This is a genomic window from uncultured Gimesia sp., assembly GCF_963972345.1.
Classification (GTDB): domain Bacteria; phylum Planctomycetota; class Planctomycetia; order Planctomycetales; family Planctomycetaceae; genus Gimesia.
Genome location: NZ_CAXAVM010000137.1, coordinates 1 through 19,688 on the forward strand (window position 1 = coordinate 1; position 19,688 = coordinate 19,688).

Genomic DNA, 19,688 nt, shown 5'->3' on the forward strand with positions numbered 1-19,688 from the left:
GCCACACATCGCAACGCTTCGCCCCGGCACCGCCACTGCTCACCCCAGCATCGGTTCGACTTCAACCCGTATCGCCACATGATATGATTCATCCCCCTTGACCTCCTCATGTCTTTCCCGAAAATAATCCAACACACAACGAAACCACAGATTATAGATACCAGATTGATCAACATATTGAACTCCACAACAATAACAATATTTCCATGTCCTCTCCCCCGTGCGGGTGCCATCTGTCGGCTTGACCGACAGTGCTTGTATTAACGTCCCCTTACACATATCAAAAAGCATCATAAAAGAAATGCCCCGCTCCCAGCAGATGAAAATCCCGAACCACTGGAAGATCAAAACAGTGTGATCTTTTTAATCGCCCCCGTTTATTACCCGGTTCGCAGAAACCGCGGCTCACGCCGTGCGGCTAATTTTAAGAAAGAAATCTGCAAGAAAGGGACGCCCCGAATGCAATTCAGGGTTGTCAACGACAACAGGAATCTGTCAATACAACCACACAGTCCAAAACGACCCATCCCACCAGTTCGTCGCAGGGGCGCGACACACCTGTCCGCCCGTCTGGCAGGGATCAGCCCGACATCGTTCTCCTGCAAAACAGCCATTTTTATATTTTTACAGGGGAACATTTCTGTTTGTAGTGGAACATTTCTGATTCTCTATCCATAATATACTATCAATTTACATTGCGGGTCAGGAATCTGGAACTCAATACAGGATGGAGAGGGAAACAGTGTCTGACATGATCTTTAACCCCGGCAAACCACTCCGGCTGCTGGTTATACTCGCATTCAGCCTGCTGGCGCTCTCTCTGCCTGTATCGGACCTCTTCGCACAGGACGCTGCAGAACCAGCGGCCGCCCAGTGCGCTGTTCTTGAACTCTTTATTCGTAATGACTGTGCCGATTGTCCCGCAGTCCAGAAACGGCTTGAAGACTATGCCAGTAAACGGGGACGCATCAAACTGCACGTCCATAATCTCGACGAACCGGGAAAACATGTCGAACGGTACCAGCAGATTCTGAAATACTTTCAGCTGGAGGATGCCGAACTCCCCGTCGCTTATGGCTGTAATTCCCTGCTGAGAAAGCTCAGGCCTGATAATTCCACAGACGAACGCATCGATAAGCTGTTGACAGTCGATATCTATGTCCGTTCCGGATGCTCACGCTGTGCTGCCGCCAAAGTCTTTCTTAAAGGATTGAAACAGCGCTATCCCGTATTTGAATACAATCTGCTCGACGTCGTTTCCGACAGTGCCGCTTCCACCCGGGTCTACGAACTTGCTGATCGCTACGGCAAACAGGCTGTCAGCGTCCCTGTCTTTCATTTCTGTAACCAGTTGGTGATTGGCTGGATCAGCGACGAAAATACAGGGGCGAAAGTGGAAGACGTCCTCAAATACTGGACCGCCAACTGCCCCCAACCTGAAAAAGCCGATAACAGTCAGAGCCTCCTGCTGCCACCCGACTTGTCTCAACTGCAGTTTGTTTCGTTCCAGAGTGAATCCGATTCCGACAGTCCCGTGCCGAACAGAAATGACGATCCGATTCCCGTCTCCCCGGTTCCCGGAAGAAATTCATCACTCGGGCCACCTCCAGTCGGAGACGATGATTCTCTTCCCCCTGTTCCGGGCGGGAATGCCAGTCTTCCTCCACCGCCGGGAGATAAGCCACCTCCACCTGAAGGAGAGTCACTGGCTCCTGTTCCTTCAGAGGAGGCGGATACCGTTGAAGTTCCCTTTCTGGGAGAGTTGAGCAAAAGCCGGTTAGGAATGCCGGCTTTTACTTTTTTAATCGGCCTGGTGGACGGCTTTAATCCCTGCGCGATGTGGGTCCTGCTGTTTCTGCTTTCCCTGCTCGTCAACTTGAAGAACCGTGCCAAAGTCCTCGCCGTTGCCGGGACGTTCGTGCTGATCAGCGGCCTGGCTTATTATGCATTCATGGCGGCCTGGCTCAATGTGTTTCTGCTCATCGGCTATCTGCCTATGGTTCAGTTTCTGCTGGGACTGTTTGCGGTCATCATTGGACTGATCCATGTCAAAGATTTCTTCGCCTTCAAAAAAGGCATCTCGCTGTCGATCCCGGAATGGGCCAAGCCCGGCCTTTATGCCCGGGCCCGCAAAATCGTCACCGCCGAAAACCTGACCGGAGCGATCCTCGGTGCCTCCGTCCTGGCTGTGCTGGTGAATATCATCGAACTGCTCTGCACCGCGGGCCTCCCGGCGCTCTACACCGAAGTATTAACCATGCAGAACTATCCTGCCTGGAAAACCTATGCCTACCTGGGGCTGTATATTCTCGCGTATATGCTGGATGACGCCATCATGGTGACCATCGTCGTCGTCACCATGGGCCGCCACAAACTGCAGGAAAAACAGGGACGCTGGCTCAAACTCTTCAGCGGTGTCGTGATCCTCCTGCTCGGCCTGGTCCTGATCTTCAAACCATCACTGCTCCATTGAGCATCTCACTGAAGATACGGCGTGACGTCGACTGGCTGCGAAATAGCTGCGTAGTTGAGAGTCGCGTGCCATCCACTTTTCGGAATAGAGGATTCAGCTTCCGACAGCCCACCTCCTCTTGAAATACGAGAGACCAGAACGTTACCATTAATATCTACTAACAGGCAGACTTCCGTTTCTACTTAATTAACCTTAAGCACCGAAAAGGTTTGGCATAATGAGTATCAGACGCGAGAAACTTATACTGTTGCTGATGGTTCTTATGCCATTCACGGTCTGCACCACAGTCGCGTTTTCACAGAGCCAACTGGAAGAAACACCCTCCTCGATGAGTGTTTCAGCCTTCTTTCAACTCAATCCCGATCAGCAGCGGCAACATCTGTATGCTGCAGTCAAGCAACGGTTAGAATTGTTCGACAATATCGCCTATTCGACACAAAACGTGGTTTTTAACCCACAACAAAACTTAATCCTGTTTCCCCTGGACGGTCCCTTTTCCGTGCCGCCCGTTACAGATCCCCCTACCCAGATGAATAAGGAATATTCGGTCAAACGACTCAACGATTCTTACCACAAACAAATCAGGCAGGTCTGGCCTTACCTGCCACGATTTGATTCAAACCCGGTTCAGGAATCTGAATTCTTCTATGATGCTTCACGCGGAAGATACCAGAGAATGACACTCGTCAGGGAACATAAACAGGCCGTCATCGCCCCCTATGAAGACTGGGTCAACCAGGAGGATCGCCTGGAATACTGGGGATACGGCACTACGAAAACGCGTGGCGTCTACTTCCTCAGCGATGCCGCTCATGCGCTGGAGCGATTGCTCTGGTTCTCAGGCAACAGTCAGGCTCCCAACGAATCAATCCTGCCCGGTAAGCTCAACGACTTGGATACGATTACTTTAACCTTCAAATCGGATCTGCCCCGCCAGGTAAACCAAAGAGGGAGTCTGACAGTACATTTTGACCCGCAGCGCCAGTTCCTTCCGGTTGCTTACCTGCTTGAGCGTATGGAATACAGGGATGGATTTTCTCGTGTTCGCTGGTTTGAAGCGATGCGGTTACTGGATGCCGTCCAACAACAGGGACACTGGTTTCCATCGCGATTTCAGTGGCTGCAAAGTGGGGGACTCCCAACCGCTGACGGACTGGTGGCAGCCTACGATGTGAAAGTAGATTCCATCGCATTTGGTTCCGTTTCACAAGACGAACTGGCTTTCACATTCCCGGCGGGAATTGATGTGACAGACAATATCCGAGGCGTGTCTTTTACTGCAGACGGCAATGGCGGTGCCCAGGGTGAAATCCAGGGGATTCCCTATTTAAACCTGACTTACCTTAGAGTCCTCCTCCGACGCTATTTCCCTAAAACCGTCATTCCGGTCACGATTGCAGGTCTGTTCTTCATCGGCTGGTGCATGAGACGCCAACGACCGTTAACAGACTTTGAGCAAGCAGTATAATCTGACCGGGCAGACCTGAATCAGCCAGATCCTGCCCTGGTTACTCATTCGCACACTCCACCGTCTATCGAACCAAACCTGATTCTGGACAGTCAATCTGCATTTATAGTTGCTTCTGAGCCCGATTTGTTAGATAACAGTAAGTAAACAGTTATCGTTCCGATACATGATATCAATCAGCAACACACAACATTTTTTTGATTAATAAAGGAAGCGCACCTGTGATTCGAACGCCCCGAACTTTTACCCGGTTTCTGATTCCCGCCTGCCTGACGCTGCTGATAAGTGTTTCAGCAACGCTGGCCGACTCTGATCCGTCGAACAATAAACTCTCAACAGCCGAAAAAAAGAGTGGCTGGAAACTGCTGTTTGACGGCAAAACCACCGATGGCTGGCGCAACTATCAAAAAGAGGGCATCAGTGACGGCTGGACCATCAAAGACGGCGTCCTCTCCCGCTCCGCGAAAGGAGCCGGCGATATCATTACTGAAGACGAGTTTGGTTTCTTCGAACTCTCGCTGGAGTATCGTATTTCTCCTGAAGGCAACAGTGGCGTGATGTTCCATGTCACTGAAGAAGAAAAAACGCCGTGGATGACCGGTCCAGAAGTCCAGATCCAGGATAATGTCGACGGGCATGATCCTCAGAAAGCGGGCTGGCTCTACCAGCTTTACAAGCCGGCCACTCCCAAATGGATGATTGAAGCCGAAAAAGCAGGCAAGAAAATCACCCCGGCCGTCGTCGATGCTACACGGCCCGCCGGTGAATGGAACCACCTCTTTCTCCGCGTCGGACCCGATCGATCCCAGGTCATCATGAATGGCGTCAAATATTTTCAGTTCGATAAAGGGAGCGCCGACTGGAAGAAACGAGTCGCCGACAGCAAGTTTTCCAAGTACCCCCAATTCGGAAAGCCGACCAAAGGACACATCTGTCTGCAGGATCACAACGATCTGGTCTCCTTCCGGAATATCAAGATCCGCGAAATACCGGCTGACGGCTCCGTACAGGATCCCAGTGATGGCGAACTGGCGATCAAAGGCGTCCCCGCTTTCCCTAATCTGGAATGGGAAGGCTGGGAAGCCGTCAATGAGGAAACAGGAAAAGTCGTCCCCCTGCGACCAATGGCGATCACACACGCCAACGATGGCAGCGGACGTATCTTTGTCACCACGCAGCGCGGCATGATTCAGATCATTGATAAAAAGTCGCCCGAGAGAACAAAACTGTTTCTGGACCTTCGCGACCAGGTCGCGCCCTGGAAAAAGAATAACGAAGAAGGCCTGTTAGGCCTGGCCTTTCATCCCGACTATAAACAGAACGGGCAGTTCTTCGTCTACTATTCCGCCGAGGGAACACCCCGGAAATCGAAAATTTCCCGCTTCACCGTCTCTAAAGACGATCCGAATAAAGCCGACCCCCAAAGCGAAACGATCATCATGGAGATCGACCAGCCTTACGGTAATCATAACGGCGGCTGCATCGAATTCGGCCCGGACGGCTATCTCTATATTGGTCTCGGCGATGGCGGTTCCGGTAACGATCCCCTGGGGAACGGACAGAACCTGGAAACTTTACTCGGTTCTATTTTACGGATCGATGTCGATAAAAAATCAGACGGAAAGAACTACGCCATCCCTGCTGACAACCCGTTTGTGGATCGTGCGAATGCCAAACCGGAAATCTATGCTTACGGCCTGCGCAATGTCTGGCGGCTGAGCTTTGATCCCAAAACCAAAACCTTGTACGCCGGCGATGTGGGACAGGATCTCTGGGAAGAAGTCAACATCATCAAAAAGGGAGGCAACTACGGCTGGAGTGTCCGTGAAGGCACTCACAATTTTGGCAATCGCGCTGAAACCGCGAAAGAAAACCCGATCGCTCCCATCTGGGAATACGATCATGGCGTCGGCCGTTCCATTACCGGCGGCATCGTCTACCGGGGACAGCGACTGCCCGAACTGGATGGCCTGTATGTCTATGCCGACTACGTCTCCGGCAAAATCTGGGCCCTCGAATATGATGAAACTTCAGGCGAAGTAGTCAAAAACCTCCGCCTGGACGCCAGCACGGTCCCCGTTATGTCTTTCGGCACTGACGAAGACGGCGAACTGTACTACACCGTCCAGACCGTCAAAGGGGGCGAAGGCATCTTCCGCTTTGAGAAGAAATAAACCTATAGAATAAGGAATGATTGAAAAGAGCCAGATGTCTTGCAGCAAAGAGATCTGGCTCTTTCTTTTTAAGCAGCCTTGAGACATACCATGGAAACGAAAGAATTATTTTATCAACAGGATGCACAGGGGAAATGAGAATCTATTCGAAATACGAAATACATTCGGAAATTGCAACCGTTATTCCTGTCCGACCGATATCAATCTACTCAATGTCTTCGATCTCCACATCTGAAATCACGGTTCCCTCGGGTAGATCTTTCACCTGTTCATGAATCTGTCCCAGGATGCTGAGGTAGATGCTGACGTCGGATGTTTCATAGTTCTCCAGTTCATCACTCCCTCCCAGTACGAGGGGCTGCTGATGACTGTAGACCTCGTTGGGTTCCAGCTCGATACCCGCATCTCGTAGTTCCAGTACCCGCGCGGGAAAGAAATGGTCGGTGACAAACTCTGCATCAGACAGCAGTTCCTCAAACGCAGCGCCATCCTCGGCCACCATTCTGATGTGGCCTTCGATCACATCGACAAAATAAACAGCGCCGTTTTCCCCCTCCGCAAAGACATCACCCAGCGCCGTCAGCAGGACGGGGCGCATCGGTTCGGGCATGGCCCAGTTCCAGTCCTGAAGTAACTCATCAAGATCGATTCCTTCAGGATTGATTGTCAGATCGTTCAAAGTGATTTCCATCGTGTACCTCACATCGCGAGTCGTATTAATTGATCAATGCCTGAAGTCAGGAAGTTGGGTGATCACGTCAAGTTAACACGTACTATTTCGGAGTGCAAATTACTTTTTCAGATTCCTTCAAGCCTGTGACATGGAATCGATAAAACAAAATAAGGGATCGACAGGACAGCAGCCGCGATCCAGGCGTTTGAGAGGTACTTTCAGAAACTGGACACCGTCCCGGTTCATGAAAACCGTGCCCACATGTTTGTCATCCACCTTAATCGTACGTGCCGACCCCTTTATTAAGAGTTCAATCCGCCTGCTGTCCGGTCGCCGCTTCCCGCAACAGTTTCAACGCGGCTTCCACCAGCATTTCCCCACTGCCCGGCTGCACGTTTGAGTTCGTTACTTCATAACTCCCCCCTGCATAAGCAGCACGGTGAGGAATATAAATCGTCTCTACCGTATTGGACAGTTCGACGATCAGCGTAGTTTTGAAAGGAGAAGCCTGTTTGATCGCCAGGCCCAGATCGACAAATACTTCGCCCGGCAGACAGACAATGGCCACCTCGTTCCCGATCGTCATCACCGTCACATCAACGGGCAGCGTTTCGCCCACACCGGCCAGTGAACGACTCAATCCCCAGGTAATATGCTCACTCGTATTGGCATGCGGTTTTTTGTGACGCATCTGATCCAGGATCATTTTTTTGTAGGCGGTGACATGATCAAAGAAATCAACCTTCCCTCCTTTGTGGGCAATCTCCAGGATTTTAATCGAGCGCGCCACCTCTGCCTGAGAGGCTTCCTGCAGAGGCAGTTTCACGATTTGAGAACCGACCGTTAATTTGGTATTTTTAACAGGAGTCAATTTCGGTAATTGCTCCGTGATCGAAGTTCCCAGCGAGTTCCCGATGAAATCGACTTTATTGCGGACCGGCGATGCGGGATTGGCATGATTGATATCGCCACAGCAGCCGGTTCCAAAAATCGAAATCACATCCGGCCCCAGCGCTTCACGCAGGCTGCGTTCAATGAAATACGGATAGTCGGCACTCCACTTCATACCGCCCACCGTATCCAGATGCAGCGCGAAGTTACTGATGACTCCCCGGCTTGTCCCGTCTTTAGGATCGCGAATTGCCAGCAGACCGATTTCGGTATCGATGGGTCCTGCAGCGCGAATGACGTTCGGGTTTTTCAATGACTGCCAGGTTTTCACACTGCCGTCACGCATCACAAACCGACGATTGAAAGCAACCGGCGTCTGTTGTGTGGCGCTTCCGGTAGCCAGTACAGCCGGTTTTGCATTCTGATATGCCTGTTCAATCGCTGTTACCGGGCCGTTGATCAGTTTTTCGATATACTGCTTTCGTAATTCATCCTGCGATTCTTTTCCCAGGTACAGATACAGTTCCTTCATGTAATCGGGCGCGGTGTGTGAATGTGTGGCCGCGATCACAATATTCTGCGGGGGAATCCCCGTTTTTTCAGCAGCCACCCGACGTACTTCTGTGGATAGATCCGTGGCGATGCCAATCAGATCGCAAACCACCAATGCAGCCGCTGTGTCTCCTTCACGAAACACCACCGCTTTGGCTTTCAGTGGATCAATCGTCCCCTCGGCCAGTCGCTCGTGATAATACCCGGCCATCGGAAAACCGACCGGTGGCGTGATATCAATCTCCGCGATCCCCACCTGGATACCGACACTCTCTGCTGTGGAATCAAGATGGTTTCGAACAGCTGTCAGCCACATCGCTGCCGCACGTTTTTGCCCGGTACTGGAAAAGTGACGGCGGGATTTCATGTCTCCCCGATTTTCAGCTTGCAGGGTGTCTGTATCGGGTCCCGCAGAGAAACCACGTTTTTGGATTAGTTGATCAATCGCCGTTCGAATGCGTAATTCTCCCGCAGGGTCATTGTATACGGTAGGATGGTGAGTTGACTTAGCCAGTAGCCATTCTGGAGAGAAGCCCCATAGCGGTTCTGCTGACTCCTGAATCACCTGGATATTCTTGATGTACTGTTCGGTCGAAGTATGCGCAATGACATCCGATTCCCCCTGCTGCCAGAGAACTGCACGAAAACGGCCCACCTTTGCGCCTGAAGCAATCAATTGTGTATGCAGTTTCCCGCCTGGCAGCCATTGAGTGGATGAGGTCGCACCGACCGCTGCATTGACGAATGCGACCGGGACTCGGAATTCTTTCACCAGCGCATCACCCAGAGGCGGCCAGATTGATCCTCCATCACTGTTATCGTACACAGGCTGTGGATCATGCGCAATCACCCACTCCTGCTTTGTCGGATCATAGGCCACAACCCGTTGCAGGGAATCTGTTACTTTCAGTCTTTCATCATTGCAATTTGTCGCATAAGACTGACCGGCCACTACAAAGACTTCACCAACGCCTATCGGACTTACATTCCCCACAGCCTCTGTTTTATCTTGCATTCGGCATCGCACTTCCAGTCGATACCAGCCTCCCGCTGCGATCCGTGCTGAATAAGAGAATCGTTTTTCAGTTACTTTTGGCGTAAAATTGATCCAGAAATCAGATGACGGTGACTGCTCAGGCAACTTGACCAACCGATACTCCCAGGTCGTCTTCGTGATTCCTTCTGGTACCATTCCAGAGATGAGAACATCAGCATATCCAGCCCCTGGTGCTACACCGGTTCGCTGAATCACCTGATGCGACTCTGGCGTCGTCAGATCCAGTGCTTCCGTTGCTTGCGCATCAAGGCTGATCAGCGAAAAAACCAATAAAACGAGTATTCGATAACAGCACGACATCTTCGGGTAACCTTTAATAAATATATGTCACGAGATCATAAGCATGAGAACTCTGCGGTAAAACTGGACACAGGCTAATCATCACTTAGTGTTTTAAACTGCTGGTAACTCTTCCAGGCAATTCGCTGCAGATCGGCTTGATCTCTGGCGGAGAAAGTCGTGGTAATCGGATTACCATCCCGGTCTTTCGTCCGATCTTTATTGTCGAAATAACGAATGTCGGTAATCGAATCGACAGGCAGTCCTTCCGGGCTGCGATCAAACAGGGCCGCGTACAGGCAACAGGCCGTCAGGTATGCCATCGTCTGATTCAAGTGCGCATCATTGATGAATCGCAACGTGAAATCAGGGCGTTCCGTCTGACAGTAAAAGCCTGCCAGCGACATCGGAGCGGCACTCGCATCGATCTGTTTCGCCAGCGCTGCGATTGCTTTTACTTTCTGCATCACTGCAGCAGCATCAGGGGGATTTTTTAACGCTTTTGCGTTCTGAGTATTCGGCGTCGTTTCATACAGAATCACGCGAGCACCCTGTGCTTTCGCCAGTGCTGCAAATTTGGGAGCATACTGAGCATACAGCGAGTCCGCCCCCTTCAAGTCATCCCGGTACGACTGCAGTACGATCACATCCCAGCTGGGATGCTCCGCGTCCAGTTCTTTGAGTAACTGTTGATGTCGTTTCAAAGCCGCGGCCGCGTAACGGTTTTTGGGGTCTTTCGCATCTTTCTCCAGACCGGCAATCGTCTGTTTCTGTTCGTCAGCCGTCAGTTCATGCAGTCTGACAATATTTTGCGAACCCAGATTCCAGTGATCAACCAGACGCCGCCCGCCATAGATCACAGTCGTCGGGTTAAATGTCAGATTCGGATTACCGGCTTCTGCCATTTTCTTGACGACCTGCGCCAGATTGTGGCGTGCCGTGTAGCTGTTTCCGATAAAGAGTACATTCAACTTCTCCTTGTTATCGGTCTCGGCGGCTTCTGTGCGGGAATTCACATGCACGGAGACACAGAACAGACATAAAAAAGCAGAAAGCAGTCGCAGTTTGATTTTCATAATTTGATCTCGTAACCGGTGTGGCAGGATAAAGAGAAAAACGTCTGTTTCATTATGAGCAGACTTTGCTACCGAGTCAAAGGAATCATCGATGAACGCCAGTTCGCTCACTTTTTCCTGGCAGGTTGCCAGGCCGGATCACCGGCATCGACTGGCAGACCCCGGTTCCAGTCCATGGCTGACTGCTTCAGCCGTGCGACGACCTCCGAATCAGCAGCAGCCCGGTTCTGAGTCTCGGAAACATCTGCAGCAACAAGAGCTCTTTGAAAGAATATTGCATGGAATCAATTCCCGGATCAACCAATGATTACGATTTCACACTCATGAAAACAGAAAGAAATGATCCATGAGTAGACTCATTTTCATTGTAACACTGGCTCAGCGGACTTTACATCAGCTTGATTAATTATCTGAATACTGCCGGCACCATTTTTTAATCTCGGTTATTAAATCGAATCATAATCCTGTTTCCCATTCGAATGTAGTTTCCACCAAACCGTGATGATAGAATATGATTCAAACGGCTTGTTCTTCTCAGTTGACTACCATGCAGCGCTCACGATTCAGAGGGAAATTATGAAACGATTCCTGATTGTTCTACTTTGTATTACTGCAGTCAGTTCTGCTGATACTTCAGCGGCTGACAGAGCCCCGAATGTTGTCCTGTTTCTCGTCGATGACATGGGCTGGATGGACAGTGAGCCGTATGGTTCCCGCTATTACGAAACGCCCCACATGTCGCAATTCGCAAAACAGTCGATGCGTTTCACTAATGCCTATGCGACGCCCCTCTGTTCTCCCACGCGGGCATCGATCCTGACGGGCCAGTATTCATCCCGGCATGGCATTACAAGTGCCACAGGACATCGTCCGCCGCACGCCGCGGATTTCGAGTTCTTACCCAAAACGGCACCCCCGAACCAGAAGTTACGTATGCCTGTCAGCAGGCATTTTCTCGAGCTCGATCAATATACGCTTGCCGAAGCATTACGCGACGCCGGTTATCGGACGGGTCATTTTGGTAAATGGCACCTGGGTCTGACGGCGCCCCATCGGCCCGACAGGCAGGGGTTTGAAACCGTCTGGCATTGCGCACCCGATCCAGGTCCGCCGAGTTATTTTTCCCCGTATGGCGTTACGCCGACAGGTAAGCCGACGGGACAACACCGGGTGGGAAATATTACCGACGGTCCGGACGGCGAACACATCACTGATCGGCTGACAAGTGAAGCCATCCAGTTTATGGAAGCACATCGCAGCGAACCTTTCTTTCTGAATCTCTGGCATTACTCGGTCCATGGCCCCTGGCAGCATAAAGAAGAATACACTGCGGAATTCGCCAGAAAGCTGGACCCGCGCAATGCACAACGCAATCCCGTGATGGCCTCCATGCTGCGGAATGTCGATGAAAGCCTGGGACGCATCCTGAGTAAACTGGATGAACTCAAACTGGCCGACAATACGCTCTTCATTTTTTATTCCGACAATGGAGGCAATGACCACAGCTGGAGCGGTGATGATCCCAGGCTCCAGAAAATCACTGAAAAACATCCCCTGTATCAAACCATTCAAAGCTATCGCAAATGGGCGGGAGGGAACCCACCAACGAACAACGCACCGCTGCGTGAAGGCAAAGGACGCATCTACGAAGGAGGCCAGCGCGTACCACTCATGGTCCGTTGGCCCGGCCGCATACAGCCTGGCTCCACTTCGGATGCCATTGTAGGCCCGATCGATCTCTACCCGACTATCCTTGAGGCGCTGAAATTGAGTCGCCCGGCAAATCAAATTATTGACGGGGAATCGTTCCTGCCAGTTCTGGAACAGACGGGACAACTCGAACGCACCGCTTACTTCACCTGGTTTCCGCATCTGATCCCCGCCGTCTCCGTTCGCCAGGGAGACTGGAAACTGATCCGTCGCTTCGAACCACATCGACTTTATCCCGAAGTACGCGAACTCTATAACCTGAAAGCTGACATCTCTGAATCAGAGAATCTCGCCAGCCAGCATCCCGACAAAGTCCGCGAACTTGATGTGCTGATTGACGAGTTCGTGAAGGAGACCGGCGCGCTGTATCCACAACCCAACCCCGCCTATCAGCCGCGTCCTGCAAACACGACCGGTAAAGGAGAAGATCCTGCGCGAGGGCTGGTTCCCAAATTCTCGAAAATTACTCTTGTAGATGGTGCGCTGCGCATGGAAGCGGATGGGCGCACGCCCTTTTTAGGGACAGCGCAGGTAAAACAGTCCGGGCCTCTCAGACTCACCATGCGACTGCGTAGTAACACAGGCGGTGCGGGAAACATTACCTGGAAAACTGCCGATCAGACTGAATTCCCCAGACAGGGACAGACGGTTCCATTTCAGCTCGCAGCCGGCAAGGACTGGCAGGACCTCACTCTGGACTTACCCGTCGATGGAAAGACGGGCACCGTGAGACTGTATCTACCTGTCGCGTCAGGACCACTCGATATCCAGTCCATTCATTTTCAGGCAGCGAAGACAAAGAAAACCGTCCGAGCCTGGGACTTCAGTGGAGCAAAGCCCTGATGCGACCCAGATCTCAATCGTGAATGCCCCCGGGCATGAATAAAACTTGAAATTCAGGCTGCATTATTCGAAATAATACCGCACAGACAGATACTATTTTTTTTATCCTGTGCTGCATCCCGCTTCATTTCTTCTGGCATTCTCTCCTATTTATGTTACAATAAATAAAGTATCCTTTTGAATTGCCAGATAACGATTTATAGAGGGTATTTTTTCCTGCCTTAAAATCTCGCCGGAATGCGTGGACGAAACTTCCACGACATTCCAGAATTAACAATCCTGATTCCACCAGCGTTCAGTTATTTTGCGATCGCGCAGAACTTAATTGGTCTTACTATGAACGGATTTCAGAAATACTTTTCAATCTGCCTGTTGTTCACCGGCAGTCTGATTACCACCCCCGCCTGGGCGAACCCGGCCAATCGACAGGCCTTCGTCCGTTACTTCGGCGAATACCTGCCTGCGAATCTGAATTCCTGCAGCGTTTGCCATGTGGGTGCGCATGCAGAAGGAGCGGAGTCGCTTGATGACTTTCCGCACAATCCTTTTGGAAATCAGTTACGCCTGGAAGCCGACAAACTGCTCAAAGCGGATCAGGATCCTGAAATTGATCTGCGACTCAAATTACTGTCCGAAGCAGACGCCGACAATGACGGATTTTCAAATCTGCAGGAAATCCTCTTTGGCACTGCTCCCGGCGACAAAACAAAATTCCCGGATGCCAAAGCGGCTGAGAAATTGCAGCAGCTGACAGCTGACTTTACGGAATATAAAAATCGCTACGCCTGGAAACCGTTCAAACCGGTAAAACGACCTGAAGTCCCCCTGATCACAGACACGGACTGGGCCCGCAATCCCATTGATCATTTCATTGCCGCGGGACATGAGCAGGAAGGTTTACAACGCGCAGGGGAAGCCAGTCCGGAAATTCTGCTGCGTCGTGTTTACCTCGATCTCATCGGGCTCAATCCGTCACCGGCAGAAATTCAGGACTTTCTCAAAGAACAGAAATCGAATCCCCAAGCCTATGAAGAAGTCGTCACGCGGCTGCTGAACCATCCCGCTTACGGCGAGCGGTGGGGACGTCACTGGATGGACGTCTGGCGGTACAGCGACTGGGCCGGCTACAAAGATGCGCTGCGCGTCAGTCAGCGTCATATCTGGCACTGGCGGGACTGGATCATCGAATCCCTCAATGCCGACAAAGGCTATGATCAGATGCTGATCGAAATGCTGGCCGCCGATGAACTCAAACCCGATGACTGGGATACGCTTCGCGCCACTGGTTATCTGGCTCGAAATTATCACGCCGAGCGCGACCAGTGGATGGACGATGTCGTCAAACATACCTCGCAGGCATTTCTGGGAATTACCGTAGGCTGCGCGAAATGTCACGACCACATGTATGACGAGATTGAACAACGCGAATATTATGAAATGCGGGCGATCTTCGAAACATATCACGTGCGCACCGACCGTGTGGAAGGTGTGCTGGACACAGCCACCAACGGCATCCCCCGTGCTTACGATCGATCATTAACGGCCAAAACCTGGTTATTCGAAAAAGGGGACGAACGCCGCCCGGTCAAAGAGGAAGTCATTCCCCCCGGAGTTCCCACCTTCCTGGGAGGCGAATACAAGGTCGCGCCGGTCTCGCTGCCGATGGTGGCCAGTCAGCCCGCTCGACGCGAATCGGTCAAAGAAGACCTGCTGACTCACGCTCGAAAAATGATGGAACAGGCGAAAGCCAAAGAACAGCGTCTGGCTGCAGAAAGCGAGCTGGCCGTTCTGGAGGCGCAGTTTGCCATTGAAGATCTGGAAGCATCCGGCGATAAGAAATCGGCTGAATGGAAAGACGCTGCCCTGAACCTGGTCAAACTCCAGAGACAGTCTGCCCTTGAGAATGCCAGATGGAATCTGACTGCCGCAGAGCAGGAACAACAGGCGGCACAACAGGCTCTGGAAAAAGCAGAAGCCAAAAAGAACAAGTCCGTGATCACCAAAGCAAAACAAAGGCTGAAAAAATCAGAGCAGCAGCACAAAGCAGCAGAGACGGCTCTCAAAAAAGCGGAAACCGATTCCCAGGCAAAGCTGACAACCAAATACACGCCGCGTAAACAGCCTGTTTACCCGCAATCCAGTTCAGGTCGCCGTCTCGCTTTTGCCCGCTGGCTGACGAATGCGAACAATCCTCTGACGGCACGCGTCGCCATGAATCATATCTGGCTGCGTCACTTCGGTCAGCCGATTGTCCCCACCGTGAATGAATTCGGCGGGAATGGTCGCGGTCCCACACATCCGGCGCTGCTCGACTGGCTGGCAGCAGAACTGGTCAAACAGGACTGGAGCATGAAAGAAATGCATCGCCTGATAGTGACGAGTTCCACTTATCGCATGGCGGGAACAGGATCAGAGGCAAACAGCAAAATCGATCCTGACAATAAATATTACTGGAAAAAATCAGCCATGCGGATGGAAGGAGAAATTGTCCGTGACAATCTGCTGTACATCCCCGGTCGACTCGATCCCCAGAGGGGGGGCCCGGATATTGATAACACCAAAGCCCAGGATTCGGTCCGGAAAAGTATCTATCTCAGGCATGCCCATGAAAAGCTGGTGGAGTTCGTGCAGATCTTCGATGGTCCCAGTGTTTCGGAATGTTACATGCGCGACATGAGCGTTCAGCCTCACCAGGCGCTCGCCATGGCGAACAGTAAACTGACTTTTCAGGCGACACAGGCGTTGACTGAAAAACTGCTCAAACAGACCTCAGGCGATGTCGAGCACTTCATTCAGCAGGCGTTCCTCAGCATTTTATCGCGTCACCCCGATGCCACAGAGCAGAAAATGTGCCGTCAATTCCTGACGCACTCATCGGAAGCCAGCCAGGTAAAACCGTCTGAAGACCAGTTCCAGCTACTGGTCACCGTACTGTTCAACCATAATGATTTCGTCACGATCCGTTAACGATCGACGTTAGCAATCGACATTGACTGATAACAGAAAGACATTGATATGTCACATCTACCAAATATGAATCGCCGCCGATTTCTGACCGACACCGGTATGGGTATGACCGGCATGGCCATGACGTCCCTCCTGTTTCAACAGGGTGAACTACAGGCTTCCGCTCCCGGTTCAGGTCGCCACCTGGCCCCGCGTGCCAAATCTGTGATCTGGATCTTTCTGATTGGCGGTCTCAGTCACCTCGAAAGTTTTGATCCCAAACCGGCTCTCAACAAGTACGCCGGTAAAACAATTGAAGATACACCGTTTGCAGATGCAGTGCTCAATAAAGACAAAATCAACAAAGTGCTGCTCGATCCCTCCAAGCAGAAACGCAAGATTTACAAATCGCTGATGCCGCTGCAGACAGGTTTCAAAAAATACGGGGAAAGCGGTCTGGAAATCAGTGACTGGTTCCCGCACATGGGCTCCTGTGCCGACGATCTGACGCTGGTTCGCTCGATGTGGACCATCGATAACAACCACGGTGCCCAGCTGACTTATCACACCGGACGTAAAATTACCGAAGGCGCTTTCCCGACCGTCGGCTCGTGGATCAGTTACGGCCTGGGCACAGCCAACCAGAACCTGCCTCACTACGTCGTACTGGGGAATCCCAGTGCCGACTGCTGCGGTGCCGCCTGGACGCACGGTTCCTCTTACCTGGGTCCTGAACACGCGGGCGTCCGACTGAAAGTCGATCCCAAAGCACCGCTGTCATTTGTGCGTTCCGCTGATGAATCACTGACTCCCTCCGAGCAACAGGAAATGTTCGGGCTGCTCGGTAAACTCAATCGGCAGACAGGCATCCATTACCCCGATGACAAAAACCTGCAGGCCCGTATCAAATCCTACGAACTGGCCTTCCAGATGCAGTCGGCGGTCCCGGAAGTCATGAACTTCCAGGAAGAAACAAAACATGTCCAGGACCTCTATGGGCTGGGCGATGCTTTGACCAAGGACTTCGGACAAAAATGCCTGGCAGCGAGACGTCTGAGCGAACAGGGTGTCCGTTTCATCCAACTGTTCCACGGCTATCGCGGCAACGCCGGTGCCTGGGACTCGCATCGTGACATCAAACGCCTGCATTCCAGGCTTGCGAAAGAAGTCGATCAGCCGATTGCCGGTCTCATCAAAGACCTGAAACTGCGAGGGCTATTGGATGAAACGATGGTTGTAGTTGGTTCCGAATTCGGTCGGACGCCGGGAGCCGAATACCGCGAAAGCAACAAGACCGTTTCCGGTTCAGGACGCGATCACCATCCGCATGGTTTCAGTATCGCCATGGCAGGAGGCGGCATCAAAGGGGGACACATCCATGGCGCCACCGATGAACTCGGCTTCCATGCTGTAGAAGATCGGCATTACGTGACTGACCTGCATGCGACGGTCCTGCATCAGATGGGACTGGATACAACCCGCCTGAATTATCCGGGCCGACAACGCCTCGAACGGGATTACGGCGAAGTCATCCACGATATCATCGGTTAACGATGATGAAGCAGAACCAGGAAACAGCCAGTTAAACCTGTTTCTGTTTCTCTTCTTCTGTCATGCGATAAATATGAACGGCGCCGTGCGAATGCGCCACAATCAGATGCCGCGCATCATTTAAGAGGTCCAGCCCCCGGGCAGCCGCTGGCAGTTTCATCGTATGATAAAACTCGCTCTCATCCGGCTTTCTGAACCACAGCTCCCCTTTTCCACTCCGGTCGGCTCCGGCGCCAATCAGGAAACCATCAGGGTGATACCGCACCCCCCAGGCAATTCCCTGGAACGTCTTATCGGGTTTGAGCTTTGCTTTTTCCTGACCGGTTTTCCAGTCAAACAGCATGATAATCGGGTCTTGCACTCCTGCAAAGGAATTCACCACGTTGGTGATCCCGGCGGTCGCCAGTTCGCTTCCATCTGGGCTGAACTGCAGGTCTCGCGCGCCTCCCATATCAGCAGCAAACTTTTTATCGTAACCGGTCATCACACTCGCATCGATACTGCGACTTTTTTTACCAGAATGCAGATCCCAGACATGAATCACGCCCATCAGGTCCTGTGATACCAGGTGTTTCCCATCCGGATGAAATTCAACCGCATACACATGTCGCTCATGACCGGCGAAACTCTGCAGCAGCTTTCCGTTTTCCAGATCCCAGAGTTTGACCAGCAGATCATTCCCGCAGGTTGCGAGTTTTGTCTGATCCGGAGAGAGGCGAACCCAGCGTGCTGAACCTTGATGAGCCTGGATCGTCAGTTTTGATTTCGGCTCCGTATCCAGCAGGTTCCAGGCCTTGATGTCTCCCCCCCAGCAGGCCGAATACAGCGTGTTGCCATCAGCCGAGAAGTCAAACGATCGGACCCAGCTTGTATGTCCCTTTAAGGTACGTTTTGTTTTTGATTCATAGTCCCATACGTGGATATCCAGATCTTCTGCACCGGCAACGATAAAGCGACCTGTCGGATCGACTCTGCACGAAGTCAGAGGCACCGTATGCTTGAGTTCGGCGACCTTGTGTGTTTTCACTGGATCGATGGCATCATAATCGACGCCCGGCTTCCGTGCTTCAACCGCATCATTCAGAACCGGCTTGCTGGCTGCCACGGCTTCGCTGTTGTTGACACTCATGCTAGCAACTCCTTGATAGGCTGTGCGGCGGGATCGCCGATGGGAACCGAGCGGCCTGCAATCTCGTGATCTCGCGTGGAATCAATTCCCAACGCCTGCAGGTACGTATGGAACAGATGCCCCGCATCCACTTCACGCTCTGCGACTGCTGTCCCCTTCTCATTCGTTTTCCCGATGATCGCACCGGGTTGAATACCACATCCCCCCAATGCAATGGACCAGGCGGTCCCCCAGTGGTCACGTCCATAACGCACATTGATCTTGGGAGTGCGTCCAAACTCGGAATAAATCATGACGAGTGTGCTTTCCAGCATGCCGCGCTCATGCAGATCGTCCAGAAGCATCGAGAATGTTTTGTCGAACTCACCCAGTTGTTCCAGGTGAAAATTAAAGTTCTCTGCATGCGAGTCGTATCCGTGGTGTGTCACTTTCACACAGGTCGCGTTATTTTCGAGTAAGGTTCGCGCCAGGAGACAGTTTCGACCAAAATCATGCTTGCCATAACGTTCCAGATCTTTGTCGGCCGGTGGCTTTTCAAAGAACGTCTTGCGGGACATCAGCTTTTCCGCCTGCTGGAATGATGCATCAAATGTCTCCGTCATCGCTTTACCATGACCAGCCTGAAACTGACTGTTGAACTGCTGACGCAGCGCCATACGTCGTTCCGCCGCTGTTGGCGGCAGTCCTTTCGGCAGTGACAGATTCTTCGGTGGATTGACTCCCAGAAATTTCAATTGCGCATGCCTGGCCCCCAGAAACGCAGCCGTACTGTCATTCAGTCCTCGTGTCGAAATATGAATGTACCCGGGTAACTCTGCTTTCGCTGGTGCCAGGTATCTCGAAGCGACAGACCCCACATAAGGATA

General features: G+C 51.9%; 13 protein-coding genes. 7 read left to right on the top strand and 6 right to left on the bottom strand.

Annotation, left to right across the window (positions count from 1 at the left end):
• The first annotated feature begins 742 nt into the window (after nucleotides 1-742).
• From AACZ40_RS19990 to AACZ40_RS20000, 3 genes are all read left to right on the top strand, one after another.
• Nucleotides 743-2,473, top strand: a complete 1,731-nt coding sequence (locus AACZ40_RS19990; protein ID WP_291169066.1) for a hypothetical protein — start codon at nucleotides 743-745, stop codon at nucleotides 2,471-2,473.
• 328 nt (nucleotides 2,474-2,801) lie between these two features.
• Nucleotides 2,802-3,941 (top strand): hypothetical protein, encoded by a 1,140-nt coding sequence (locus tag AACZ40_RS19995; RefSeq protein WP_291169069.1) that lies wholly within the window; start codon nucleotides 2,802-2,804, stop codon nucleotides 3,939-3,941.
• A gap of 221 nt (nucleotides 3,942-4,162) precedes the next feature.
• Entirely contained in the window at nucleotides 4,163-6,115 is a 1,953-nt protein-coding gene (locus AACZ40_RS20000) for a family 16 glycoside hydrolase (RefSeq protein WP_291169072.1), read from the top strand.
• A gap of 205 nt (nucleotides 6,116-6,320) precedes the next feature.
• Here the strand turns inward: AACZ40_RS20000 and AACZ40_RS20005 are convergent, their stop codons facing one another.
• The 4 genes from AACZ40_RS20005 to AACZ40_RS20020 form a co-directional block, all read right to left on the bottom strand.
• Nucleotides 6,321-6,806 (bottom strand): T6SS immunity protein Tdi1 domain-containing protein, encoded by a 486-nt coding sequence (locus tag AACZ40_RS20005; RefSeq protein WP_291169075.1) that lies wholly within the window; start codon nucleotides 6,804-6,806, stop codon nucleotides 6,321-6,323.
• A gap of 117 nt (nucleotides 6,807-6,923) precedes the next feature.
• Nucleotides 6,924-7,064 (bottom strand): hypothetical protein, encoded by a 141-nt coding sequence (locus AACZ40_RS20010; RefSeq protein WP_339675571.1) that lies wholly within the window; start codon nucleotides 7,062-7,064, stop codon nucleotides 6,924-6,926.
• A 34-nt stretch (nucleotides 7,065-7,098) separates the two neighbouring features.
• Entirely contained in the window at nucleotides 7,099-9,588 is a 2,490-nt protein-coding gene (locus AACZ40_RS20015) for a neutral/alkaline non-lysosomal ceramidase N-terminal domain-containing protein (protein WP_291169078.1), read from the bottom strand.
• 74 nt (nucleotides 9,589-9,662) lie between these two features.
• Nucleotides 9,663-10,643, bottom strand: coding sequence for a hypothetical protein (locus AACZ40_RS20020; protein ID WP_291169082.1), 981 nt, complete (start codon nucleotides 10,641-10,643; stop codon nucleotides 9,663-9,665).
• 91 nt (nucleotides 10,644-10,734) lie between these two features.
• Between AACZ40_RS20020 and AACZ40_RS20025 the strand changes: the two genes are divergently transcribed.
• The 4 genes from AACZ40_RS20025 (at nucleotide 10,735) to AACZ40_RS20040 (ending at nucleotide 17,693) form a co-directional block, all read left to right on the top strand.
• Complete coding sequence (locus AACZ40_RS20025) at nucleotides 10,735-10,950, top strand: hypothetical protein (protein ID WP_291169084.1); 216 nt, start codon at nucleotides 10,735-10,737, stop codon at nucleotides 10,948-10,950.
• A gap of 269 nt (nucleotides 10,951-11,219) precedes the next feature.
• Nucleotides 11,220-13,196 carry a sulfatase gene (locus AACZ40_RS20030; RefSeq protein ID WP_291169086.1) on the top strand — a complete coding sequence of 659 codons (1,977 nt, stop codon included), beginning with the start codon at nucleotides 11,220-11,222 and terminating at the stop codon, nucleotides 13,194-13,196.
• 336 nt (nucleotides 13,197-13,532) lie between these two features.
• Nucleotides 13,533-16,163: a DUF1553 domain-containing protein gene (locus AACZ40_RS20035; protein ID WP_339675574.1), complete on the top strand. Its 2,631-nt coding sequence runs from the start codon at nucleotides 13,533-13,535 to the stop codon at nucleotides 16,161-16,163.
• Nucleotides 16,164-16,211: 48 nt separating this feature from the next.
• Nucleotides 16,212-17,693, top strand: coding sequence for a DUF1501 domain-containing protein (locus AACZ40_RS20040; RefSeq protein ID WP_291169092.1), 1,482 nt, complete (start codon nucleotides 16,212-16,214; stop codon nucleotides 17,691-17,693).
• Nucleotides 17,694-17,724: 31 nt separating this feature from the next.
• On the opposite strand, the gene AACZ40_RS20045 is transcribed toward AACZ40_RS20040, so the two are convergent.
• Together AACZ40_RS20045 and AACZ40_RS20050 are read right to left on the bottom strand one after the other, a co-directional pair.
• On the bottom strand, nucleotides 17,725-18,822 hold the full coding sequence (locus AACZ40_RS20045) for a WD40 repeat domain-containing protein (protein ID WP_291169094.1): 1,098 nt from the start codon (nucleotides 18,820-18,822) through the stop codon (nucleotides 17,725-17,727).
• The coding region (locus tag AACZ40_RS20050) for a DUF1501 domain-containing protein (protein ID WP_339675578.1) at nucleotides 18,819-19,688 on the bottom strand (870 nt) is incomplete at its 5' end. The genes AACZ40_RS20050 and AACZ40_RS20045, both read right to left, overlap by 4 nt.

What these genes read in the sequence shown, in the direction of transcription:
- AACZ40_RS19995 (WP_291169069.1), top strand. Translation starts at nt 2,802, where the DNA reads ATGAGTGTTTCAGCCTTCTTTCAACTCAATCCCGATCAGCAGCGGCAA.
- AACZ40_RS20005 (WP_291169075.1), bottom strand. Translation starts at nt 6,806, where the DNA reads ATGGAAATCACTTTGAACGATCTGACAATCAATCCTGAAGGAATCGAT.
- AACZ40_RS20015 (WP_291169078.1), bottom strand. Translation starts at nt 9,588, where the DNA reads ATGTCGTGCTGTTATCGAATACTCGTTTTATTGGTTTTTTCGCTGATC.
- AACZ40_RS20020 (WP_291169082.1), bottom strand. Translation starts at nt 10,643, where the DNA reads ATGAAAATCAAACTGCGACTGCTTTCTGCTTTTTTATGTCTGTTCTGT.
- AACZ40_RS20025 (WP_291169084.1), top strand. Translation starts at nt 10,735, where the DNA reads ATGAACGCCAGTTCGCTCACTTTTTCCTGGCAGGTTGCCAGGCCGGAT.
- AACZ40_RS20030 (WP_291169086.1), top strand. Translation starts at nt 11,220, where the DNA reads ATGAAACGATTCCTGATTGTTCTACTTTGTATTACTGCAGTCAGTTCT.
- AACZ40_RS20035 (WP_339675574.1), top strand. Translation starts at nt 13,533, where the DNA reads ATGAACGGATTTCAGAAATACTTTTCAATCTGCCTGTTGTTCACCGGC.
- AACZ40_RS20040 (WP_291169092.1), top strand. Translation starts at nt 16,212, where the DNA reads ATGTCACATCTACCAAATATGAATCGCCGCCGATTTCTGACCGACACC.
- AACZ40_RS20045 (WP_291169094.1), bottom strand. Translation starts at nt 18,822, where the DNA reads ATGAGTGTCAACAACAGCGAAGCCGTGGCAGCCAGCAAGCCGGTTCTG.